General features: G+C 61.1%; 21 protein-coding genes. 16 read left to right on the top strand and 5 right to left on the bottom strand.

The features are described from left to right. Positions 1–4: 4 nt before the first annotated feature. A complete protein-coding gene (gene ygfZ, locus CUC44_RS19425) occupies positions 5–916 on the bottom strand; it encodes a tRNA-modifying protein YgfZ (RefSeq protein WP_167388958.1) in 912 nt (303 codons plus the stop codon). Between the two features lie 113 nt (positions 917–1,029). Here ygfZ and CUC44_RS19420 point away from each other — a divergent pair, with 113 nt between their 5' ends. Further along, positions 1,030–1,299 carry an FAD assembly factor SdhE gene (locus CUC44_RS19420; RefSeq protein ID WP_100861508.1) on the top strand — a complete coding sequence of 90 codons (270 nt, stop codon included), beginning with the start codon at positions 1,030–1,032 and terminating at the stop codon, positions 1,297–1,299. A gap of 18 nt (positions 1,300–1,317) precedes the next feature. After that, positions 1,318–1,692: a protein YgfX gene (locus tag CUC44_RS19415; RefSeq protein ID WP_100861564.1), complete on the top strand. Its 375-nt coding sequence runs from the start codon at positions 1,318–1,320 to the stop codon at positions 1,690–1,692. Positions 1,693–1,816: 124 nt separating this feature from the next. On the opposite strand, the gene nadB is transcribed toward CUC44_RS19415, so the two are convergent. Next, positions 1,817–3,424, bottom strand: a complete 1,608-nt coding sequence (nadB, locus tag CUC44_RS19410; RefSeq protein WP_100861507.1) for an L-aspartate oxidase — start codon at positions 3,422–3,424, stop codon at positions 1,817–1,819. Between the two features lie 182 nt (positions 3,425–3,606). Between nadB and rpoE the strand changes: the two genes are divergently transcribed. From rpoE to pdxJ, 10 genes are all read left to right on the top strand, one after another. Next, positions 3,607–4,188, top strand: a complete 582-nt coding sequence (gene rpoE / locus CUC44_RS19405; protein WP_050719025.1) for an RNA polymerase sigma factor RpoE — start codon at positions 3,607–3,609, stop codon at positions 4,186–4,188. A 23-nt stretch (positions 4,189–4,211) separates the two neighbouring features. Next, on the top strand, positions 4,212–4,799 hold the full coding sequence (locus tag CUC44_RS19400; protein ID WP_100861506.1) for a sigma-E factor negative regulatory protein: 588 nt from the start codon (positions 4,212–4,214) through the stop codon (positions 4,797–4,799). 21 nt (positions 4,800–4,820) lie between these two features. Further along, on the top strand, positions 4,821–5,801 hold the full coding sequence (locus tag CUC44_RS19395) for a MucB/RseB C-terminal domain-containing protein (RefSeq protein WP_100861505.1): 981 nt from the start codon (positions 4,821–4,823) through the stop codon (positions 5,799–5,801). Positions 5,802–5,903: 102 nt separating this feature from the next. Beyond that, positions 5,904–6,365: a SoxR reducing system RseC family protein gene (locus CUC44_RS19390; protein WP_100861504.1), complete on the top strand. Its 462-nt coding sequence runs from the start codon at positions 5,904–5,906 to the stop codon at positions 6,363–6,365. Between the two features lie 183 nt (positions 6,366–6,548). Continuing rightward, a complete protein-coding gene (gene lepA, locus CUC44_RS19385; RefSeq protein ID WP_100861503.1) occupies positions 6,549–8,342 on the top strand; it encodes a translation elongation factor 4 in 1,794 nt (597 codons plus the stop codon). Positions 8,343–8,345: 3 nt separating this feature from the next. Next, positions 8,346–9,269 (top strand): signal peptidase I, encoded by a 924-nt coding sequence (gene lepB / locus CUC44_RS19380; RefSeq protein WP_100861502.1) that lies wholly within the window; start codon positions 8,346–8,348, stop codon positions 9,267–9,269. Next, a complete protein-coding gene (gene rnc, locus CUC44_RS19375; RefSeq protein WP_100861501.1) occupies positions 9,270–9,941 on the top strand; it encodes a ribonuclease III in 672 nt (223 codons plus the stop codon). 58 nt (positions 9,942–9,999) lie between these two features. Then, on the top strand, positions 10,000–10,899 hold the full coding sequence (gene era / locus CUC44_RS19370; RefSeq protein WP_011704750.1) for a GTPase Era: 900 nt from the start codon (positions 10,000–10,002) through the stop codon (positions 10,897–10,899). A gap of 153 nt (positions 10,900–11,052) precedes the next feature. Beyond that, positions 11,053–11,757 (top strand): DNA repair protein RecO, encoded by a 705-nt coding sequence (gene recO, locus CUC44_RS19365; protein WP_100861500.1) that lies wholly within the window; start codon positions 11,053–11,055, stop codon positions 11,755–11,757. A gap of 258 nt (positions 11,758–12,015) precedes the next feature. Beyond that, positions 12,016–12,753: a pyridoxine 5'-phosphate synthase gene (pdxJ, locus tag CUC44_RS19360; protein ID WP_100861499.1), complete on the top strand. Its 738-nt coding sequence runs from the start codon at positions 12,016–12,018 to the stop codon at positions 12,751–12,753. Positions 12,754–13,004: 251 nt separating this feature from the next. Here pdxJ and CUC44_RS19355 read toward each other — a convergent pair whose 3' ends face one another. The 3 genes from CUC44_RS19355 to barA all read right to left on the bottom strand — a co-directional run bounded on the left by CUC44_RS19355 (position 13,005) and on the right by barA (position 17,229). After that, complete coding sequence (locus CUC44_RS19355; protein WP_100861498.1) at positions 13,005–13,871, bottom strand: N-acetylmuramoyl-L-alanine amidase; 867 nt, start codon at positions 13,869–13,871, stop codon at positions 13,005–13,007. Between the two features lie 3 nt (positions 13,872–13,874). Beyond that, entirely contained in the window at positions 13,875–14,354 is a 480-nt protein-coding gene (locus tag CUC44_RS19350) for a YehS family protein (protein ID WP_100861497.1), read from the bottom strand. Between the two features lie 151 nt (positions 14,355–14,505). Next, positions 14,506–17,229, bottom strand: coding sequence for a two-component sensor histidine kinase BarA (gene barA / locus CUC44_RS19345; protein ID WP_100861496.1), 2,724 nt, complete (start codon positions 17,227–17,229; stop codon positions 14,506–14,508). Positions 17,230–17,384: 155 nt separating this feature from the next. Between barA and rlmD the strand changes: the two genes are divergently transcribed. The 4 genes from rlmD to pyrG all read left to right on the top strand — a co-directional run bounded on the left by rlmD (position 17,385) and on the right by pyrG (position 23,912). After that, on the top strand, positions 17,385–18,707 hold the full coding sequence (rlmD, locus tag CUC44_RS19340; protein WP_100861495.1) for a 23S rRNA (uracil(1939)-C(5))-methyltransferase RlmD: 1,323 nt from the start codon (positions 17,385–17,387) through the stop codon (positions 18,705–18,707). Positions 18,708–18,959: 252 nt separating this feature from the next. Further along, positions 18,960–21,170, top strand: a complete 2,211-nt coding sequence (gene relA / locus CUC44_RS19335) for a GTP diphosphokinase (protein WP_100861494.1) — start codon at positions 18,960–18,962, stop codon at positions 21,168–21,170. Between the two features lie 165 nt (positions 21,171–21,335). Further along, positions 21,336–22,133 (top strand): nucleoside triphosphate pyrophosphohydrolase, encoded by a 798-nt coding sequence (gene mazG, locus CUC44_RS19330; RefSeq protein WP_100861493.1) that lies wholly within the window; start codon positions 21,336–21,338, stop codon positions 22,131–22,133. Between the two features lie 141 nt (positions 22,134–22,274). After that, positions 22,275–23,912, top strand: a complete 1,638-nt coding sequence (gene pyrG / locus CUC44_RS19325) for a glutamine hydrolyzing CTP synthase (RefSeq protein ID WP_100861492.1) — start codon at positions 22,275–22,277, stop codon at positions 23,910–23,912. The last annotated feature ends 24 nt before the right edge of the window (positions 23,913–23,936 follow it).

The raw sequence follows: 23,936 nt of genomic DNA, 5'->3' as shown, positions 1-23,936 counted from the left end.
AGGGTCAGTCGACCAGCGGGTAGGGCAGAGGTTGCAGGCGCAGGCTGGCAGCCTCGTCCTGCTTGAGACGAAACTGGGCGTCGGCCTCTGTGTCCTTGGGCAGCACGGCGGTGAGCCACAGCTGACCCTCCTGCTGCCAGGCGTTGAGCACCATGCCGCTGCGGCGCCAGTTATCACCGAGGCGGATCTCCAGGGCATCGCCACTGGCGACCGGGTTGGTGGCAGTGCCTGCCAGCACGAACAGGGCGCGGTTGTTGGCGCCGCGATATTTGGCGCGGGCCACTATCTCCTGCCCCATGTAGCAACCCTTGGTGAAGCTGATGCCGTCCAGCGCCTGCAGGTTCAACATCTGGGGGATGTACTCGCCCTGATGGACCGCCTCCAGGTGCGGGATGCCGGCCTTGATGTCCAGCCCCCACCAGAGTGACTCCTGCCCGGCGGGCAAGCCGAGCTCCAGCGGTAGCTCGCTCACCAGCAGCCAGCGATCCGCTTCCACCTGCACCGCCATGCCTCCTTCGATAAGGGCCGTCCCTTGCACCCCAAAGCGGGCAGCTATCCAGGCATCCGTGCCCTGACCCGCCACACCGACCGTGAGCCCCGGATAGGTGTCTATCTCCACCTTGGCGAACACGGCAAACTTCTTGAGTTCGGGCAGCTGACGCACCAGCACGGAAGGCTTGGTCAGCAGCAGCAGGCTGTCTTCCAGGCAGAGCAGGCGAAAATTGCTCCACAGCTTGCCCTTGGGATCGCAGTGGCCGCCGAGGGTGCTCTGACCCGGTTGCAGAGCGTTGACGTCGCAGGTGACCTGGCCTTGCAGATACTTGGCTCGGTCGAGGCCGCGCAAGCGGGTGATGGCGACATCGGTCAGGGAGAAGAGGGTTGGCTCGGCAGGAAAAACAGGCGTTGGCAGGCTCACGATGGTATTCCAGAGACAGAAAGTATGTGACCTGCATGGTAAAGACGTAAGGAATGTTTGTCAGCCGGAAAATCCAGCTGCTACCATTCCCGAGTCTTTGTAAGGAGAGTTCCATGTTGAGCCCAATTGAAAAGTCCCGCCTGAAATGGGCCTGCCGCCGCGGCATGCTCGAGCTGGATGTGATCTTTATGCCTTTTCTTGAACATGAATTCGATGCTCTGGACGAGGAGCAGAAACACACCTTCATCCGCCTGCTCGAAAGCGACGATCCGGATCTGTTCAAATGGTGCATGGGCCACGGCGTGCCGGAAGATCCTGCCTTCGCCGCCATGATCCCCCTGATCCTGGAGCGCAACCAGGCCCGCCACGACCAGCAGCGCTGATCCCCGATGCGGGTGTCCATGCCCGTGTCTGTCTCCCGCCAGCAGCAGTGCCTGCTGTGCATCCTGTTTTTCTTGTCGCTCTGGCCCGCCGCCAGCCTGATCCAGGGCTGGCAGTGGGGGTTCCTTATGCCTTGCTGGCTGACGGGTCTTTGGCTCGCCTGGCGGCGTACCCTGGATGTCTGTGGTGAACTTGTCTGGGACGGCGACTGGCTGGACTGGCAGGGACGGCGCTATCGGCTGGAGCCCCGCAGCCGCATCCTGCCCGGTGTGCTCTGGCTGCGCCTGCAAGGGGAAGCAGGGCCCGAGGCCCAGCTCTGGCTGTTCTCCGATGCCTTGGCCCCCGAGCACTACCGTGCCCTGGCCCGCGCCATTCATCTCGCCCCGCCCCGTTAAGGGGACGCTTTATCGCCCATCGCCTGCAAAATCCTCCCCAATACGAAGGTAACTCCTCGCCTTTCTCTAAAAGCAGATGACCCCGCCGGAGCGAGGTCATCTGGGTCATTTGCTGCAGAAGGGGTCAATCCCTATCCGGGGTCAGCACGGTCGGTTTGGAGTCCGGTTGCATATCCGGGTAATCCAGGTTGTAGTGCAGGCCGCGGGACTCCTTGCGCTGCAGGGCGCAGTTGACGATGAGCTCGGCCACCTGCAGCAGGTTGCGCAGCTCCAGCAGGTTGTTGGAGACCCGGAAGTTCGCGTAGTACTCCTGCACCTCCTGCTTGAGCAGATCGATGCGGCGCTTGGCGCGGGCGAGGCGCTTGTTGGTGCGCACTATGCCCACATAGTCCCACATCATCAGCCGCAGCTCGTGCCAGTTGTGCTGGATCACTACCTGCTCATCCGAATCGTCCACCTGGCTCTCGTCCCAGGCTGGCAGCCTGGGCGGCTCCACGCTCATGGGCAGCTTGGCCAGGATGTCGGCTCCTGCCTGATGGGCGTAGACCACGCATTCCAGCAGGGAGTTGGAGGCCATGCGGTTGGCGCCGTGCAGGCCGGTATAGGTCACCTCGCCGATGGCGTAGAGACCCGGGATATCGGTCTGGCCGTTGCCGTCGATCATCACGCCACCGCAGGTGTAGTGGGCCGCCGGCACGATCGGCATGGCTTCCTTGGTGATGTCGATGCCCACCGCGAGGCAGCGCTCGTGAATGGTGGGGAAGTGCTTGACGATGAAGTCCGCCGGCTTGTGGCTGATGTCCAGATACATGCAGTCGGCACCGAGCCGCTTCATCTCATGGTCGATGGCGCGGGCGACTATGTCGCGCGGCGCCAGCTCTTCCCTGGGATCAAAGTCTGACATGAAGCGGCTGCCGTCCGGGCGGCGCAGATAGGCCCCTTCCCCGCGCAGGGCTTCGGTCAGCAGGAAGTTGGGATCGTCGGGGTGGAACAGGCTGGTGGGGTGGAACTGGTTGAACTCCAGGTTCGCCACCCGGCAGCCGGCGCGCCAGGCCATGGCGATACCATCGCCGGAACTCACATCCGGGTTGGAGGTGTACTGATACACCTTGGAGGCACCGCCGGTGGCCAGTGCCACGAAGCGGGCGCGGATCACCTCGACCTGCTCGACGTTGCGGTTCCAGACGTAGGCCCCGAGCACCTTGTTGCCCGGCAGACCGAGCTTGCGGGTGGTGATGAGATCCACCGCGTTGAAGCGCTCCATCAGCCGGATGTTGGGGTGGGCGCGCACCTGATCGATCAGGGTGAGCTGCACCGCCTTGCCGGTGGCGTCGGCTGCGTGGAAGATGCGGCGATGGCTGTGGCCACCCTCGCGGGTCAGGTGATAGTGGGATTCGCCCTCGGCATCCTCCTCCTGATCGAAGGGGACCCCTTGCTGGATCAGCCACTGGATGGACTCGCGGGCGTTGCGGGCGGTGAACTCCACCACGGCCGGATCACACAACCCGGCCCCGGCGTTGAGCGTGTCGCTCACGTGGGATTCGATGCTGTCGGTCTCGTCGAACACGGCAGCGATGCCTCCTTGCGCATAGAAAGTGGCCCCCTCACTGATGGGCCCCTTGCTCAGAACCAGGACTTTGGCCTGGTCCGCCAATCGCAATGCGAGGGACAGACCGGCGGCACCGCTGCCAATGATCAGTACGTCGCAAAGGTATTCAACACTTGCTTTCATAAGTATCATTGGCCTGGATTAAGAACTGGCCCCATGGTAGCCCAAGGGGGGGTTGTGATGCAGCCTGCATCACATTTTTTTCGATACAAGCGAACTTTCTCTGATTCCTCCTGTCTGAACTTGTGCGCTTAGAAAGGGCCGGAAAAGAAAAACGATAACCTGATGGGGGTTTTACGGCTCTGATGAGCGACCAGAATCTACTGGACGAACAGCTGGTTGAACGGGTCCAGCGTGGCGATAAAAATGCATTCAACCTGCTGGTAAAAAAATACCAGCATAAGGTGGTCAATCTGGTGGCCAGGTATGTCAACAATCCGGGCGATGTGCCGGATGTGGCGCAGGAGGCTTTCATCAAGGCTTACCGTGCGTTGCCGACATTCCGTGGCGAGAGCGCGTTTTACACCTGGTTGTACCGAATCGCCGTCAACACGGCTAAAAATTACCTGACCTCACAGGGGCGCAGACCGCCCAGCAGTGATGTCGAAGCAGATGAGGCTGAATACTATGGTGGGGGCGAAGCCTTGCAAGAGGTGGCCACCCCGGAAAACCTGGCGCTGACCGACGAGATCAAGCGCACCGTGTTTACCGCCATAGAAGCCTTGCCTGAAGACTTGAGAACGGCCATCACCCTTCGTGAACTGGAAGGGCTGAGCTACGAAGAGATTGCGGAGATCATGGATTGCCCTGTGGGTACGGTGAGATCCCGCATCTTCCGGGCGAGGGAAGCAATTGATAAGAAGCTGCAACCTCTGATCGAGAATTAAACTGGGGAAAGACAGGCAAACTTATGGCAAATAAAGAGCAACTCTCAGCCCTGATGGATGGTGACCTGAGTGACCTTGAGGTACTGAATGAGCTGGGAACGGATCCCGCTCTGCAAGATACCTGGGCTCGTTACCATCTGATCGGTGATGCCATGCGGGGCGACCTGCCGGTCAACCTGCAACTGGATCTCAGCGACAGCATCATGCTGGCGCTGGATGATGAACCCACCATTCTGGCTCCCAAGCCGGTACAGCCTGCTGCTCCTGCGGTGAAAACGGCTGGCAAGGTTCTGCCTCTGCTCCGTCGTTTCGGCCAGCAGGTGGGGCAATACGCCATCGCCGCCTCGGTCGCCGCCGCCGTCATCTTCGGGGTGCAGCAGTATCAAGGCCAGGATGGCATGCCTGCCAATCCCGTGCTCAACACCATACCGGTCGGCGGCAGTGCCACCCCGGTGAGTGTGCACTATTCACAAGATGGCAACCGTGCCGGCACTCGCCAGCAAGGGTTGAACGAGCAGCAGATGCAAGAGCAGCGCGAGCGAGTCAATGCCTTCCTGCGTGATCATCAGTTGCAACAACGTCTGCTGCAAGACAAGCAGATTCAGGAATAACGCATTTTTAGGGATCAGACCGTGCGCCAGTCCAGCCGTATCCTGCTGGCCTCTCTCCTGCTGATTTGTGCCAAGGCCTCGGCCGACGATCTGTCGGCCGAGGCCTTGTTGCAGCAGATGCAGAGTGCCGTTTCGCAACAGAATTTCGAGTTATCCATGGTCAAGGCCCGTCAGGGGCGCCTCGAACCCATTCGTATCAGCCACGGGGTGATCGATGGCAAGGAGGTCGCGCACCTGAGCTACCTCGATGGCAAGACGGTGGAATACCTGCAACGGCAGAATGAATTCACCTTCTTCGAAAATACCCACGAGCCCTACACCCTTAAGGGCGCCCGCTTCCCCGGGGTCTGGTCGACCCTGGTGAAGATGCCGCTGCCGCGAGTGATGGAGAGCTATGACCCCGTGCTGGCCGGTCGCAGCCGGGTCGCCGGTCTGGTGGCCCAGGTGGTGAGACTGGTGCCCAAGGAGGCTTACAAGTACGGTTTCGTGCTCTGGATTGACGAGCAGAGCCATCTGTTGCTGCGGGTCGACATGGTGGATCGGGAAGGCAATCTGGTGGAACAGGTGCTGGGTGTGGATCTGGACAGACAGCCGGCCCCCGCGCCCTGGCTGGTGACCCTGGCCAAGAGCAAGCTGCCGGACGCCCTGACGCTGGAAGATGCCTATCCGACTCCCCAGCAGACCCTGGCCTGGCACCTGACCTGGCTGCCGGCCGGCTTCAAGGTGCTCTCTCAAGACCGGCATCAGCTGGTCAGTACCAGCTTGCCGGTGGACTACATGATGCTGTCAGATGGACTGGTTGATCTCTCCGTCTATGTCGCCAGAGTTGACCCAAAACAGGCTGTTCGTCAGCAGCTTATTCGGCAGGGAGCGACTTCCCTGGTGAGTTATGTCAACGAAGTCGGGGTGGAGATCACGGTGGTGGGCGAGGTCCCGGCCGAGACCGCAAAACGCATCGCCGAATCGGTGCAGCCGCTGGCGCGCAACGAGGCGGTGCAATAAAGCTTCCCCCAAGATGCATCTATTGCGCTTGCCGCGGCGGGAAGGGCGTGTTCAGATTGGATAAATCCCTAGCTGTTAGTCTGGAGCCGTCAGGTGAGTAACATGAGTGAAGAGCTGGCGACCGTGGTGGCCATCGATGGCGCCTACGCCTGGGTGGAGTGCGAACGGCGCTCCGCCTGCAGCGGTTGCCATCAGCAGTCCAACTGCGGCACCGGCACGGTCGCCAAGGCATTCCCGATGAAATCCCAGCGGCTGAGGGTCAGCCTCACCGGCGAGGTGAGTGTCGGCCAGCAGATCCGCCTTGGCATCCCCCAGGCGAGCATCTTGCGCGGCGCGGCCTTGGTGTATGTGCTGCCGCTGTTCTGCCTGCTGCTCGGCGCCCTGCTCGGTCAGCTCTGGCTGGCTCCGCTGCTCTCGGCGGGGGAAGGGGTGACCATCCTCAGCTGCCTGCTGGGCGGCACAGTCGGTTTTTTACTGGTTCGTTACTTTTCGGCTCGGCTCGAGCAGGGGGAGTACGGTCCTCGCATGCTCGGTGTGGTGCTCAGTACCCGCCACCTCTCCTGACTGGCCCGACTCGATTTCGGGCCCTTTCATGCTCGGCATGGCGCTCGATGCCAGCCAGCACGCGTGATTGGCAAGGCGCTATTTCTGGTGCCCGTCGACTAAAGATTGGCCGTCGACCGGGTTATCCAGTAAAATCCTGCCCTCATATCCGACCCTAACTTAATTTTGAGTGATTCTTGCTCGATGAAACACATTCGTAACTTTTCGATTATTGCGCACATCGACCACGGTAAATCGACCCTGTCGGACCGTCTGATCCAGACTTGTGGCGGCCTGTCCGACCGCGAGATGCAGGCTCAGGTGCTGGACTCCATGGATCTGGAGCGCGAGCGCGGCATTACCATCAAAGCACAGAGTGTGACCCTGAACTACCAGGCACAAGACGGTAACACCTACCAGCTGAACTTTATCGACACCCCGGGCCACGTGGATTTCTCCTACGAGGTTTCCCGCTCCCTGGCGGCCTGTGAAGGGGCTCTGCTGGTGGTGGATGCCGGTCAGGGGGTTGAGGCACAGACTCTGGCCAACTGCTACACCGCCATGGAAATGGAGCTGGAAGTGGTGCCGATCCTGAACAAGATCGACCTGCCGGCCGCCGAGCCAGAGCGGGTTGCCGAAGAGATCGAAGACATCGTCGGCATCGATGCCATGGAAGCGGTGCGTTGCTCCGCCAAGACCGGCCTGGGTGTCGATCTGGTACTCGAAGAGATAGTGGCCCGCATCCCGGCGCCGGAAGGGGATCCCGATGCCCCGCTGCAGGCGCTGATCATCGACTCCTGGTTCGACTCCTACCTCGGCGTCGTCTCCCTGGTGCGGATCAAGAACGGCTCCCTCAAGAAGGGCGAGAAGCTCAAGGTCATGAGCACAGGCCAGGTGTGGGGCGTGGATCGCATCGGTATCTTCACCCCCAAGCAGGTGGATACCCAGGGCCTGGGTTGTGGCGAGGTAGGTTGGGTTGTCTGCGGCATCAAGGACATCCACGGCGCGCCGGTCGGGGATACCCTGACCCTGGCTAAGCACGGTGCCGACAAGCCGCTGGCGGGCTTCAAGAAGGTCAAGCCGCAGGTCTATGCGGGCCTGTTCCCCATCTCCAGCGACGACTACGAGTCCTTCCGTGACGCCCTGGAGAAGCTGTCTCTGAACGATGCCTCCCTGTTCTATGAACCGGAGAGTTCCACTGCGCTGGGCTTTGGCTTCCGCTGTGGCTTCCTCGGCATGCTGCACATGGAGATCATCCAGGAGCGGCTGGAGCGGGAATACGATCTGGATCTCATCACCACAGCCCCGACCGTGGTCTACCAGATCGAGCTGAACAACGGCGAGACCATCCATATCGATAGTCCGTCCGCCATGCCTGCGGTGAACAACATCAAGGAGATGCGCGAGCCCATCGCCGAGTGCAACATCCTGCTGCCGCAGGAGTACATGGGCAACGTCATCACCCTGTGCATCGAGAAGCGTGGCGTGCAGACCAACATGGTCTACCACGGCAAGCAGGTGGCGCTGACCTACGAGATCCCGATGGCGGAAGTGGTGCTCGATTTCTTCGACCGCCTGAAATCCACCAGCCGTGGCTACGCCTCCCTGGATTACGGCTTCAAGCGCTTCGAGACCTCCGACATGGTGCGTCTGGACATCATGATCAACGGTGAACGGGTCGATGCCCTCGCCATCATCACCCACAAGGAGAACGCCCAGTACCGCGGTCGCCAGGTGGTGGAGAAGATGCGTGAGCTGATCCCGCGCCAGATGTTCGACATCGCGATTCAGGCTTCTATCGGCAACCAGATCATCGCCCGCAGCACGGTCAAGGCCCTGCGCAAGGACGTGACCGCCAAGTGCTACGGCGGTGACGTGAGCCGGAAGAAGAAGCTCTTGAACAAGCAGAAAGAAGGTAAGAAGCGGATGAAGTCCCTCGGCCGTGTCGACGTGCCGCAGGAAGCCTTCCTCGCGATTCTCCACGTAGGCAAGGACTAATCGATGGCAAGCACCTTTTCCCTGATCCTGGTCGTCGTCACCGTACTGACCGGCATTATCTGGACCGTCGACAAGCTGGTCTGGTCCAAGCAACGGGCGGCCAAGGTGGCCGCCGCGCGTGCCAACGCCGGTGGCGCGGTCGACGAGAAGATCCTGGCCAAGGTCGCCCAGACGCCGGTCTGGATTGAACAGACCGGCGGTGTCTTCCCGGTCATCGCCCTGGTGCTGATCCTGCGCTCCTTCATCTTCGAGCCGTTCCAGATCCCGTCAGGCTCCATGATGCCGACCCTGCTGGTGGGTGACTTCATCCTGGTGGAGAAGTTTGCCTACGGCCTGCGCGATCCCGTGACCAACACCAAGTTCCTCGAGACCGGCGAGCCGGCGCGGGGCGATGTGGTGGTGTTCAAGTATCCGCTGGATACCCGGGTGGATTACATCAAGCGGGTGGTAGGCATGCCGGGGGATCGGGTCATCTATCGCAACAAGGAGCTGATGATCCGGCCCAAGTGCGATGAGCAGGCAGGGAAAACGTGCCCGGGCTTCAAGAAGCTCGACGTCAAGTTTGAACAAAGGGGCGAATTCAGCCAGATGGGGATCCCGCTGGATCGGTACACCGAGCAACTGGGCAGCGTCTCTCACGAGACACTGCGCAACCCCCTGATGCCCGACCTGGTGGATCGTTACTACCGCCAGCCGGGTACCTATCCCGACGAGTGGGTGGTGCCGGAAGGCCACTACTTCGTGATGGGCGACAACCGCGACAACAGTACCGACAGCCGATTCTGGGGCTTCGTGCCCGAGCAGAACCTGGTGGGCAAAGCGGTCGCCATCTGGATCAGTTTCGAATTTGAGCGCGAGGAGGGCTCCATGCTGCCAAGCTGGGTGCCGACCGGTGTGCGCTTCAACCGCATTGGCGGAATCAAGTAAATGAATATCAAGATGAACAGACTGCAGTCCCGTCTCGGTCATGTCTTTCAGGATCCAGAACGACTGACCCGGGCGCTGACTCACCGCAGCGCCGGTTCCCGTCACAATGAGCGACTGGAATTCCTGGGAGACTCCATCCTGAGTCTGGTGATTGCCGATGACCTGTTCCACCGCTTCCCGCAAGCGGCGGAAGGGGATCTCAGCCGGATGCGCGCCACCCTGGTGCGCGAGAAGACCTTGGCCGAACTTGGCCGGGAGTTTGACCTCGGGGATCACCTGATCCTGGGGCCGGGTGAACTGAAAAGCGGTGGTTTTCGCCGCGAGTCGATCCTGGCCGACACGGTCGAGGCGGTGATCGGCGCCATCTATCTGGATACCAATCTGGAGACGGTGCGGACCCTGTTGCTTAGCTGGTACGCCAGCCGCCTGGAGGAGATCAAGCCAGGCATAGAGCAGAAGGATCCCAAGACCCGGCTGCAGGAAGTTTTGCAGGGAAGCCGTAAATCCCTGCCGACCTACACAGTGACCAACGTCAAGGGCGAAGCCCACAACCAGGAGTTCACCGTCCAGTGTGACGTGGATGGCCTGGATGGTCCGCTGGTCGGAGTCGGCACCAGCCGCCGCAAGGCCGAACAGGCCGCGGCGCAGCAAGCATTGGAAAGACTGTCGTGACTGCTATTGATGCAAGAGGCCGCGGTCTTTCAACACAACAAGCATTGGAAAGATTGTCATGACAGATACCACCTATTGCGGCTTTGTCGCCATCGTGGGCCGCCCCAACGTGGGCAAGTCCACCCTGCTCAACAAGCTGCTCGGCCAGAAGGTCAGCATCACCTCGAAGAAACCCCAGACCACCCGTCACCGGATCCTGGGGATTGATACCGAGGAGAACTATCAGACCATCTATGTGGATACCCCGGGCCTGCACATCGAAGAGAAGCGTGCCATCAACCGCCTGATGAACCGTGCCGCCACCAGCTCCCTCGGGGACGTGGCCATGGTGGTATTCATGGTGGACGGGACCCACTGGACCAAGGACGACGAGATGGTGCTCGGCAAGTTGCGCCACCTCAAGTGCCCCGTGGTGCTGGCAGTCAACAAGATAGACAACGTCAAGGAGAAGGAAGATCTGCTCCCCCACCTGGAGTGGCTCGGTCAGCAGATGAACTTCGCCCACATCCTGCCCATCAGCGCCGAGAAGGGCACCAACGTGGAGAAGATCCGCGAGTGGGCCAAGGACCTGCTGCCGGAAAACGTCCACTTCTTCCCGGAAGATTACGTGACCGACCGCTCCTCCCGCTTCATGGCCTCCGAGATCATCCGCGAGAAGCTGATGCGTTTCACCGGTGAGGAACTGCCCTACTCGGTGACCGTGGAGATCGAGCGCTTCAAGGTGGAAGAGAACGGTCTGTACCACATCCATGGCCTGATCCTGGTGGAGCGCGATGGCCAGAAGAAGATGGTCATCGGCAACAAGGGTGAGAAGATCAAGACGATCGGCACAGAGGCGCGCCTCGACATGGAGCGTCTGTTCCAGAACAAGGTGCACCTGGAGCTGTGGGTCAAGGTCAAGTCCGGCTGGGCCGATGACGAGCGCGCCCTGCGTAGTCTCGGTTACGGCGATGACTAAGAACCTGTGCACGCGCTTACTGCGAGGCCATGATCAAGGCTCATGTGCTGCTCGGAATCCTCACGTATATGTATACGCTCCGGTTCCTGCGCAGCTCTTTACCTTGCTGACGGCCTCTCGTGACTGCGCGTGGACAGGTGAGGTAATGGTGGATTGCTGAGTCCGGCTTTCGTCATCCATAGTCGGCCCTATCGGGAGACCAGCCAGCTGGTCGAGGTATTCACCCAGGATAGTGGCCGATTTACCCTGGTGGCTCGCGGTTCTCGCGGGCCACGCTCCTCTCTGAAGGGGCTGCTGCAACCCTTCTCCCTGCTCACCATCGCCTGGCGCGGCAAGGGGGATCTCAAGAACCTCACCCAAGTGGAGTGCCCGGATCACTCCTTGCGGCTCGGCGGCGATCGGCTGTTCTACGGCCTCTATCTCAACGAGCTGGTCTACTACCTGCTCGAAGCCCATACCCCCTTCCCCGAGGTGTTTGACGCCTATGCCCGTGCCATCATGGCCCTGGCGGATGGCGAGACCCCGGAGCTGCCCCTGCGCCGCTTCGAGTTCCTGCTGCTGCAGGCGCTCGGCTATGCGGTGGACTTCGAATACGCCGCCGACGACGAGTCCCCGATCCAGCCAACCCTGCTGTATGGCTTCGAGCGGGAGCTCGGCTTTGTCGCTTGCGAGCGGGCGCCGGATCCCCGTACCCTGTTCCTCGGCGCCCACCTGCTGGCCTTCGCCGAGGGGCGCTTCGACACACCCCCCTTGCTGCAGGCGGCCAAGCGTTTCAGCCGGCTGGCGCTGCAACCCTATCTCGGCAAGCGGCAATTAAAAAGCCGGGAGCTGTTTTTAAAGCGAAGAGCGAGCACATGAGGCTGACATCGGCTGGCGCTGCAACCTCTCATGTCTCGGCAAACGCCAGTTGAAGAGCCGGGAGCTGTTTCTGAAGCGCAGAGGCAGTGTTTCAGGCTTATTTATATTGATTTTGTGGTCGCTTACGTATGTAAAGTGATCAATTTAAGCACATAACACTGCCACCTGAGTGCCCATATCGGCAGGTGGCGGCCCATGGACAGTCGAGGTCGGCGTCGTTGCCGGCCCGAACAGATGAACTGTATCAAGGAGTAAGCAATGAGCGAGATCTACCTGGGTGTGAACATCGACCATATCGCCACCCTGCGCAATGCCCGCGGCACCCAGTACCCGGATCCGGTACAGGCCGCCTTCGTGGCCGAGCAGGCCGGTGCCGATGGCATCACGGTGCACCTGCGGGAAGATCGCCGCCACATCACGGATCGCGATGTCGAGATCCTGCGCCAGACCATCCAGACCAGGATGAACCTGGAGATGGCGGTGACCGAGGAGATGATCGGCATCGCCTGCCGCATCCAGCCCCAGTTCGTTTGCCTGGTGCCGGAGAAGCGCACCGAGGTGACCACTGAGGGCGGTCTGGACGTGGCCGGTCAGCTCGCCAAGGTGACCGATGCGGTGACCCGTCTGGCCGCCGTCGGTGCCCAGGTGTCCCTGTTTATCGATGCGGATCCGCTGCAGATCGACGCTGCCGCCGAGAGTGGCGCCCCCTTCATCGAGATCCACACCGGCCGCTACGCCGATGCCACCACGGATGCGGAGCGCAACGCCGAGTTCAAGCGCATCGCCGCCGGTGCCTCCTATGCCGCCGGCAAGGGCTTGAAGGTCAACGCCGGTCACGGCCTGCACTATCACAACGTCAAGGCCATCGCCGCCATCCCCGAGCTGTATGAGCTCAACATCGGCCATGCCATCATAGGCCGCGCCGCCTTCGACGGCCTGGCCAAGGCGGTCAGCGACATGCGTCTGCTGATGCAGGAAGCCCGTCAGGGGATCTGATGCCTGTTCGCAGGTTGAGACAAACAAGGGACGCCGCGGCGTCCCTTGTTGTTTTCAGTGCCGGGATTCAGGCAGTCGGGAAGTAGCGCTTGAGCCATACCATCAGATATATCCACTGGCGGTTAGCATCCGGCTCACCGCAGGCGATGGCGATTCAGGGGGTCAGGAAGTAAGGTTCCAGCAGCGCTATCAGGCATATCCGCTGGCACTCGGCATCTGGCTTGTTGCAGGTGAGGGTGGGAATGGGGTGATTAAGAGTTCGGGAAGTAACGCTCCAGCAGTGCCATCAAGATGGCCTGGCACTCGGCGTCCGGTTCGCCAGTGACGAGGGCGGGGCGAAAATGGAGCTGGAAGGCGCGCAGTACGGCGTGGCTCTGCTCATCCCAGTCGCCGCTGGGCGCAATGCCATAGCCGTAGCGGGCGAGCTGCTGCTGCCACTGGCGAGCATCCCAGACGGGCAGAGACTGACGCAGGGCCGCGGCCCTGGCCTCGTCCGGCCAGGCGCCGACGCCGTAGTCCAGGGCGAGTTCACGCCAGGGGAAGAGGGGCCCCGGATCCTGCTTGCGCTCGGGGGCTATGTCGCTGTGGGCCAGCACCTGGGTCGGCGGTATCTGGTAGCGCTGTACCAGAGATTGGCTCAGCGCCCCTATGGCGGCTATCTGGGCCCGGGTGAAGGGCTGCCAGTGGCGCAGGTGGGCGGGGAGGTCGGCTTCCTTCTCGTCGTACCCCAGATTCACTATCTCTATGCCGAGCGAGCTGGCGTTGAGCCCGGCATATTGATGCCAGCGGCTGCGACCGGCGTGCCAGGCACGCTGGCTGTCCGGCACCAGTTGATAGACGGGCAGCGGGCTCTGGTCGGTATCGCGGGGGATCAGATAGTGGGCGCTCACCTTGTGCTGGGGCTCGGTCAGCAGGCGCAGGGAGTGGGCATCATTTTCGTCGGTGTAGTGCAGGATCAGGAAGGCGATGCGCTCATTCTGATTGGCGCTGACATGGCGGGTATCAAGACGGTAGGGGGTGGGCTGACAGGCGGTCAGCAGCAGAACCAGCAGCCAGAACGACCAGCGCAGCTCACCGGCCATCCTGATGCGGGCTGACGGTGAGCGGCGCTGGTCCATGGCTCAGGCGCGATGCTTGGCGGTGAGGCCGATCAGGAAGTTGCGCAGGATCTGATCCCCGCAATCCTGATAGTGCTTGTGATCCTTGGAGCGGAACAGGGCGCTGAGCTCGGACTTGGAGAGGTTGAAGTTGGCGAGCTTGAGGGTGCCCAGCATGTCTTCTTCCTTGTAGTTCAGGCCGATACGCAGCTTGCGCAGGATCAGGTTGTTGTTGATCCGGTTCGGGATCACCTGGGCCGGTGCGTCTTCACGCACGCCACGGCGCGCAATGATGAAGCCGTCGAGGAACTGGCTGAGGGCCGCGTCCGGGCAGGCCACAAAGCCCGCCTCTTGCTCTTGCCCATCCTCTGCCTCTTTCAGCAGCCAGCTGTGCAGCTGGGCGTGGGTGACGGTCAGGTTGCCCTTGGCAAACATGTCGACCATCTGATCGTTGCTGATGGTGAGGGCGTAGCGCAGACGGCGCAGAATATCGTTGTTGGTCATGCTGACTCCTGTAGAAACGGCGCAACTTTACCATTTACCGGACTTTTCGTCAGAAAATCGCGTCAGAAAAAGCGGGTCGGCCCGCGCAGTCTCCAAAGACGAAAGGTCATGGGCCCACACCGGCTGACTCACTATTTTATGTCAAAGCCCCTCAACTCAGGTAGCGAGGGGCCTCCTGGCGCACCTGCTCCAGCGCATCTTGCAACTCCAGCAGCTCGGGCTCCAGCTCGCTCACCGGCACGCCGTCGCGCAGTTGCTGCTCCAGCTGGGAGAGCAGGCGCTGCAGGCCGGGAACGCCTGAATAGGCGCAGCCGCCGTTGAGGCGATGGAGCTGGGCCAGCACCTCGGCATCGTCGGCCTCACCCGCCAGCGCCGCCTCCAGCAATGGCTCCACCTCATCGAAGCTGGCCAGCAGCATGCGCAGCATCTCCTGGGCCAGCTCCGTCTTGCCGGCGGCCTGGCGCACGGCGAGGGACCAGTCTATCTGCTGATCGCCGTGGCTCTGGTGGCGACGATGGGCGAAGTCGGTGATGAGCTGGGCCAGCATGCTCTCGTCGATGGGCTTGGCCAGATAGTCATCCATGCCTTGGCGGATCAGGCGCTCCCGCTCACCCGGGATGGCGTGGGCGGTGACCGCGACTATGGGGGTCTCGGTGTTGAGGGAGCTGCGCCGGATCGCCTGGGTCGCGCTGATGCCATCCATGATCGGCATCTGTATATCCATGAAGATGATGTCGAACGGCTGGCTCTGGGCCAGGCTGACCGCCTCCTTGCCGTTCTTGCACACCACCACCTGGCTCACCATCTCCTTGAGCATGGCGGCGATGAGCTTGAGGTTGGCGGCATTGTCATCCACCGCCAGCACCTTGACCTGCTGCACCTGGCGCTGGGTCGGCGCGGGCAGCGGCAGGCTCTTGGTCGCCTCGGGAGAGAGCAGGGCATGCAGCAGCTTGCGATGGTTGATGGGTTTGGAGAGGCAATGCTGGGCACCGTGGGCCTGCATGGCGTCATACAGGGCGGGCTCGTGGCTGCTGAGTACCACGATCGTGTTCTGCTGACCACTCAGGCCGTCGAGGCGGGTTATCACCTGTTGCGGCGTGTGCAGTGTGCTGCTGCCGATGATCACCATGTCCTGGCTGCTCATCTCGGGCCACTCGTCCTCGGCGGCGAGGGAGTGCACATCCAGCTGCCACTCGACCAGCAGGGTGTGCAGAGAGGCGTGGGCGAAGGGATCCGGCTCCAGCAGCCAGACTCGCTTGCCCTGGATCCTGTCTAGCGGCAACCGGTCGGTCTGGGGCAGGGGGGAGATGTCGAGCTCCAGGTTGAAGGAGAAGACAGAGCCCTTGCCGAGCTCGGATTCGAAGCGGATCTGGCCCCCCATCTGCTGCACCAGCTTCTGGGTGATGACGAGGCCAAGGCCAGTGCCGCCGTAGCGGCGGGAGATGGATGAATCGGCCTGGTTGAAGGCCTGGAACAGCTGGCGCTGCTGCTCCTCCGAGATGCCGATACCGGTGTCGCGGATCAGCACCTTGAGCCGCACCTTCTTGCCGCTGTAGTGACCCGTGCTGCCATCGAGCTGCTCGATGCGCACGTCCACGTTGCCGCGCTCGGTGAACTTGATGGCGTTGCCGGTGAGGTTGGTCAGCACCTGTTGCAGACGCATGGGATCGCCGGTGAGGTAGTCAGGCACCGCTGCATCCACCTGCAAGGAGAGCTCCAGCTGCTTGTCGTGGGCGCTCGGGCCCAGCAGGTGCATGGTCTCGTTCAGGGTGTCGCGCAGGCTGAAGGGGATGTGCTCCAGCTGCAGCTTGCCCGCTTCGAGTTTCGAAAAATCGAGGATGTCGTTGATGATGCCGAGCAGGTTGCGGGCCGATTTCTCTATGGTCTGCATGTAGTCGGTCTGACTCGGGGTCAGGCTGGTCTTGAGCAGCTGGCGGGTGAAACCGATGACGCCATTGAGCGGGGTGCGCAGCTCGTGGGACATGTTGGCCAGGAACTCGGACTTGACCCGTGCCGCCTCCTGGGCCCGTTTCTTCGCCATGTCGAGCTCGACGTTCTGGATCTCTATCTGTTCCAGGGTCTCGCGCAAGTCGGAGGTGGCCTGATCTATGTTCTGCTGCATCTCCTCATGGTATTCGGAGAGCGCCTTGGCCATGGCGTTGATGCCGTTTTTCAGCATGTCCAGCTCGCCGGTGAGCTGACCGCTGACCCGGGTATCGAGCCGCCCCTCCCTGATCCTGTGCACCGCTTGCACCATATCGGTGATGGGCTGGGTCACGCTCTTGACCAGCCTGAAGCCGAACAGGGTACTGATGGCCAGCCCGATGAGCACCATGATCACCGCGAAGAAGGCGTCCCGGTATTGCAGGACTATGGCCCTGTCGGTAGCGAGCTGCATGGAGATGTAGCCGATCACCGGCGGCTCCAGATCGCTTGGCAGCGGGAAGCCATCCAGGCTGGTCTCGGCCTGGATCGGGGTGCGCAATATGATGTCATCGCCGTTGAAGGAGACGCTGGTCAGGGCCGGAATGGCGCTACCGTCGGGCAGGCGCAGCTGGCCGAAGTCCCTGTGGTAGTTGGAGGTGACAAACAGCTGGTTGTCCTGGGTGAAGACGGCGATGGACTTGATGAAGGGGGAATTCTTGCGATGGGTGAGCCCGATCAGCCGCTTGAGGGACTCGCGACTGTGCTGGGTCATGCCGTATTCACTGGCGATCGCCAGGGGCTCTATGATGTTGATGCCCTGATCGATCAGGCTGCTTTCCAGCTGATGATAACGGTGGAAGGTAAAATAACCGGCTATCAGCCCGCCGATGATCAGGGTGGGCAAGATGGTGAAGGCCAGCACCCTGGCTCTGAGACCATATCTGGTCATGCTAATAAACCACCGACGATAAGGGTTGGCATTAAGGTGAAGGTCATTGCAGGGCGGCCCTCAGACCGTATTTGGTCATACTATTATTCTTGTGGGACAATGGCCTGCTGCAGATTCCACAATCATGACATAGCCACCTATAGGCACCAAGTTTTATGGCCCAGTTTTTCAAGCCCCAAAAGAAATCCACCCAGCCCCAACGTATTGAATTTACGATAGACAGTCTGGATCACCACTGTGTCGGCATCGGCCGTCATCAGGGCAAGGCCATCTTCGTCGAGGGGGCGCTGCCCGGTGAGCGCGTCAAGGTCCGCATCGTCGATGACAAGAAGCAATATGCCCACGGCGCCCTGCAACAGATAGTGACCCCGGCGGCCAATCGCATCGCCCCTTTCTGTGCCCATTATCGTGAGTGCGGCGGTTGCAGCGCCCAGCACCTCTCAGAAGCGGATCAGCAGGCCGCCAAGGAGGCCGGGCTGGTCAGCCTGTTCGAGCGCCTCGGCCAGATCAAGGCTCCGACCCTCGAACCCGTGCTGACCGGCGAGTCTCGCTCTTACCGCCGGGTCTGCCGTCTGGCCATCAAGTTTGACAAGAACGGCCGCTGTACCCGGGTCGGCTTTCGCCGTCGCCAGTCCAATGACCTGGTGGAGATCACCGGCTGCCCCGTGCTGGCCGAGCCGCTCTCTGCCCTCATCAATCCGCTGCGCGACTGTCTCAATCGCCTCAAGAGCCAGCGTGAGCTGGGCCATGCCGAGTTAATTCAGGCCGAGCAGGGCATCATGATGCTGCTGCGCCACACCGGCCGTCCGAACGAGACGGACAGGGCCATGCTGGTGGAGTTTGCACAAGCGCAGGGCATCGATCTCTACCTGCAGGCCGCCGACGAGCAGATTGAGCCCCTGCACCAGCAATTCCAGCCGAGCTATTCACTCGATGGCCTGTCTCTTGCATTCGCCCCCGGGGACTTCATTCAGGTCAACGGCCCCATCAACCAGAGCATGGTGGCCCAGGCGCTCTCCTGGCTCGGTGCGACCAAGGATGACAAGGTGCTGGATCTGTTCTGCGGCATCGGCAACTTCACCCTGCCGCTGGCCCGGGAGGCCCGCGAGGTGGTGGGGGTCGAGGGGGATCTCGCCATGGTAGCCCGTGCGGAAGAGAACGCCCGTCGCAATGGCATCGATAACGCCCGTTTCTACAAGGCGGACTTGAGCGGTGACATCGTCGGTATGTCCTGGGCAAGGGAAGGCTTCGATCTGGTGCTGCTGGATCCGGCCAGACCCGGCGCCCTGGAGGTGATGGGCCACGTGGCGGCACTTTCCCCGAAACGGGTGGTCTATGTCTCCTGTAACCCGGTCACCCTGGCCAGGGACAGCCAGGTGCTGGTGAAGAGCGGCTACCGGTTGACCCGGTTGGGCATGCTGGACATGTTCCCTCACACCGGTCATCTGGAGTCCATGGCGCTGTTTGAACGGGCGTGATCAGGCTGTGCCTGATGGGGTGGGAGCTGGTCATTTCTCTCACGCATCCGGCACACGGCACACTGTCTGGAGAGGCATGATTGGGGTAATCTAGATCGTCGAAAATGGGATGGATGTGCGGGGGCTCCCTGTCGCCTTGAACGGTGGCATGCCTTGAAAAGTCCCGAGTCTATCCCCATTTGAGGCAGTCATCAGCAGATGAGGGGCACAGGGAGCACAGGCTCCGGCCCCCCACTTTTAAGGATTGATACCATGGTTGCGGTGCGCGATATTCATTTGAAAGACAATTTCACTCTGGAAGAGTGGGTCAACTCACTCGGTTTGAGTGAGAGTGACAAGAATCAGCTGCGAACCGTATACCAGTTTTGCCTGACCCTCGGCGACGAGGCGCTCACCAGCCGTCTGCTGGTGCGTGGCGTCGAGATGGTGGGTATCCTGCTGATGCTCAGCATGGATCTCGCCACCCTCAAGGCTGCCATCCTCTACCCCTTCGTCGAAGCGGGTCTCATCCCTCAGGAGAAGGTGAACGAGGACTTCGGTCCCAAGATCGCCAAGCTGGTGGAAGGGGTGCTGGAGATGGAGGCCATCCGCTCCCTGCAGACCCTGCACCGCAGCGAGACCTCGCCGGAGCAGGTGGACAACGTGCGCCGCATGCTGCTCGCCATGGTGGAAGATGTGCGCGCCGTGGTGATCAAGCTGGCGGAGCGGATCGCCTGCCTGCGGGAGGCGAAGAAGGCGGATGAAGAGACCCGGGTGCTGATGGCCCAGGAGATCACCAACATCTATGCCCCGCTCGCCAACCGGCTCGGTATCGGTCAGCTCAAATGGGAGCTCGAAGATCTCGCCTTCCGTTACCTGCACCCGGACACCTACAAGCAGATCGCCAAGCAACTCGACGAGAAACGCCTCGATCGGGAACGCTACATCCGCGAATTCGTGCAGACCCTGCGCGATGCGCTGGCCGAGGCCGGGGTCGAGGCCGAAGTCTATGGCCGCCCGAAACACATCTACAGCATCTGGCGCAAGATGCAGAAAAAACACCTCGAGTTCAACGAGCTGTTCGATGTGCGTGCGGTGCGAGTGGTGACCAAGCGGCTGCAGGATTGCTACGCGGCGCTTGGCATAGTGCACACCCATTTCCACCATATTCCCCGCGAGTTCGACGACTATGTCGCCAATCCCAAGCCGAACGGCTACCAGTCCATCCATACAGTCGTGGTGGGGGAAGAAGGCAAGACGGTCGAGATCCAGATCCGTACCGATCAGATGCATCAGGACGCGGAGCTCGGTGTCGCCGCCCACTGGCGCTACAAGGAAGGGGCCCAGGCTGCCGCCAAGACCAGCACCTTCGAGGACAAGATCGAGTGGCTGCGCAAGCTCCTCGCCTGGCAGGAGGATCTGTCGGAAAGTGGCTCCCTGTTGGACGATCTGCGCAGTCAGGTGTTCGAGGACAGGGTTTATGTCTTCACTCCCAAGGGGGATGTGATCGATCTGCCTGCCGGCGCCACGCCGCTCGACTTCGCCTATCACGTGCACAGCATGATCGGCCACCGCTGCATCGGCACCAAGGTGGATGGTCGCATCGTGCCCTTCACCTATACCCTGCAGACCGGTGATCAGGTGGAGGTCATCACCCAGAAGGAGCCGAACCCGAGCCGCGACTGGATGAACCCGAACGCCGGCTTCCTGCGTTCCAGCCGGGCGCGGGCCAAGGTGGCGACCTGGTTCAGAAAACTGGATCGGGACAAGAACATAGCCGCCGGCAAGGAGCTGCTGGAAAAAGAACTGGACCGCCACAACCTGACCCTCTCCAAGGTGGACAAGGTGGTGCTGGAGCGCTTCCATGCGGAGGAGCTGGAGGACCTGCTGGCCGGCATCGGCAGCGGCGACATCCGCATCAACCAGCTGCTCAACTACCTGGACACCCGCTACAACAAGCCGACGGCGGAGGAAGAGGATCGCCGCCTGTTGGAGAAGCTGGAGCAGAAGGCCAACGTGCCGTTCCGCCCCAAGCCCAAGGATCACATAGTGGTGGAAGGGGTCGGCAATCTGATGACCCACATCGCCCGCTGCTGCCAGCCCATCCCGGGGGACAGCATCCAAGGCTTCATCACCATGGGTCGCGGCGTCTCCATCCACAGGGACGATTGCGAACAACTCAAAGAGCTGTCTCGCCGCAACCCGGAGCGGCTGATCGAGGCGGTCTGGGGGGAGAACTACTCCGGCGGCTACGGCCTCACCATCCGCATCCTCTCCAACGACAGATCCGGCCTGCTGCGTGACATCACCACCGTGCTCGCCAACGAGAAGATCAACGTGATGGGGGTGCGTTCACGCTCCAATGTGCGCGAGCAGACCGCCGAGATCGACATGGAGCTGGAGATCTACAACATCAACGCCTTCAACCGGGCGCTCGCCAAGCTCAGTCAGCTCAACGACGTGATCAGCGCCAAGCGCCTGTGATATCAACCGACCGGCCCCTGTGGCCGGTTGTTCTTTGCCCCTTTGATGAAGTGAACCGCTTATGTCCCCACGTTACGACTTGCCCCAACTACTCGACATGATATGAGCGGTCTGCGTTGCTGATGATTGTTCCGACCCTTTTTAACAAATCAGAGTGAAAATGCCATGCGCCAACATTACGACCTGCCTCAGTTGCTCGACATCATGGCTCAATTGCGCTCCCCGGACGGGGGTTGCCCCTGGGATCTGAAACAGAGCTTCCAGACCATAGTGCCCCATACCCTGGAGGAGGCCTACGAGGTCGCCGATGCCATCGAAACCCAGGATTGGGACGGATTGAAGGGTGAACTCGGGGATCTGCTGTTCCAGGTGGTGTTCTACGCCCAGCTCGGCAAGGAGCAGGGGCTGTTCGATTTCGCCGACATCGTCGATACCGTGAGCGAGAAGCTCATTCGCCGTCATCCCCATGTCTTCTCCGACGCCGACCTCGGCGACGAGCAGGCGGTCAAGGTGAACTGGGAGGCCGAAAAGGCCAAGGAGCGGGCGGCGCTGGACAAAGAGAGCGTGCTGGACGATATCCCGCTGGCGCTGCCGGCCCTGACCCGGGCCGCCAAGATCCAGAAGCGCTGCGCCACGGTCGGTTTCGACTGGAAGACACTCGGCCCCGTGGTGGACAAGATCCACGAGGAGATCGAAGAGGTGATGGAAGAGGCACTGATGGTGGATGTGGACGAGGCGCGGGTGAGCGACGAGCTCGGCGATCTGCTGTTTGCCACCGTCAACCTGGTGCGCCATCTGGGCAAGGATCCCGAGCAGGTACTGCGGGCCGCGAACGGGAAGTTCGAGCGTCGTTTTCGACAGGTTGAGCAGTTTATTGCCGCGGAAGGCTTGAAAATGACCGATTGCACCCTGGAGAAGCTCGACGCCGCCTGGGACAAGGCCAAGGAAACCGAACAAAGTTGATTTGGCGCAAGACGAGGGGGCGGGGAGCCTGATAGATTTTTGTTCATTGTTTGGGAGAGGGGGTTTTGGTATACTGTTTCCCCGTCCTGCTTCATCCCCGAAGCACCCCTTAAAATTCCCTAAACTTCTTTCAGGTTCAGCATGACGACAAAATATATTTTTGTAACTGGTGGCGTTGTTTCATCCCTCGGCAAAGGCATTGCCGCAGCTTCTCTGGCAGCCATTCTGGAAGCCCGTGGTCTGGATGTGACCATCATGAAACTGGACCCCTATATCAACGTGGATCCGGGCACCATGAGCCCGACCCAGCATGGTGAAGTGTTCGTAACCGAGGACGGGGCCGAGACCGATCTGGATCTGGGCCATTACGAGCGTTTCATCCGCACCAAGATGACCCGTCGCAACAACTTCACCACCGGCCGCATCTATGCCGACGTGCTGCGCAAAGAGCGTCGTGGTGACTACCTGGGCGCCACCATCCAGGTGATCCCGCACATCACCAACGCCATCAAGGAGCGGGTGATTGCCGGTGCCGAAGGCCATCAGGTGGCCATCGTCGAAGTGGGCGGTACCGTGGGCGATATCGAGTCCCTGCCGTTCCTCGAAGCCATTCGTCAGCTGGCCGCCGAAGTGAGCCGCGACAATGCCATGTTCATGCACCTGACTCTGGTGCCTTACCTGGCCGCCGCCGGCGAGGTGAAGACCAAGCCGACCCAGCACTCCGTTAAAGAGCTGCTCTCCATCGGGATCCAGCCGGACGTGCTGATCTGCCGCTCCGATCGTGCCATTCCGGCCAATGAGCGCGCCAAGATCGCCCTGTTCTGCAACGTGCCCGAGCGCGCCGTCATCTCCATGAAGGACGTCGACTCCATCTACAAGATCCCGGCCCTGCTGAAGTCCCAGAATCTGGATGACTACTTCATCGCCCGTTTCGGTCTGGAGTGCAAAGAAGCCGACTTGTCCGAGTGGGAACAGGTGGTCTACGAAGAGGCCAACCCGACCGCGGAAGTGACCATCGGCATGGTGGGCAAGTATGTCTCCCTGCCGGATGCCTACAAGTCCGTCAACGAGGCCCTCAAGCACGGTGGTTTGAAGACCCGTCTGTCCGTCAACATCAAGTTCATCGACTCCCAGGACATCGAGACCCGTGGCGCCGAGCTGCTGGAAGGTCTGGATGCAATCCTGGTGCCGGGTGGCTTCGGTGAGCGCGGCGTGGAAGGCAAGATCCTGGCCGCCCAGTACGCCCGTGAGAACAAGATCCCCTACCTGGGTATCTGCCTCGGCATGCAGGTCGCCATGATCGAGTTCGCTCGCAACGTGGCTGGCATGACTGGCGCTCACTCCTCCGAATTCAAGAAAGATTGCGCCTACCCCGTCGTTGGCCTCATCACCGAGTGGGTGGATGAAGAAGGCAACGTCGAGACCCGTACCGAGAAATCCGATCTGGGCGGCACCATGCGTCTTGGCTCCCAGCTCTGCCACCTGGTGGAAGGCTCCAAGGTTCGCCAGATGTACGGCAGCCCGACCATTTATGAGCGTCACCGTCACCGCTATGAGGTGAACAACAAGCTGCTGCCGCAAATTGAAGCGGCCGGCCTGAAGGTGACCGGTCTCTCCGCCGACAAGAAATTGGTGGAAATTATCGAGATTCCGGATCACCCTTGGTTTGTAGCGGCGCAGTTCCACCCGGAGTTCACCTCGACTCCCCGTGATGGACACGCCCTGTTTGCTGGCTTCGTGAAGGCAGCCGGTGAGTATCAGAAGCGTAATCTGAAATAATTGAAAATAAATGCGGTTGAGGCT

This window comes from Aeromonas lusitana (assembly GCF_002812985.1).
Taxonomy (GTDB): domain Bacteria; phylum Pseudomonadota; class Gammaproteobacteria; order Enterobacterales; family Aeromonadaceae; genus Aeromonas; species Aeromonas lusitana.
Note: the sequence above shows the minus strand (reverse complement) of the source record. Positions and strands in the feature narration are given on the sequence as shown.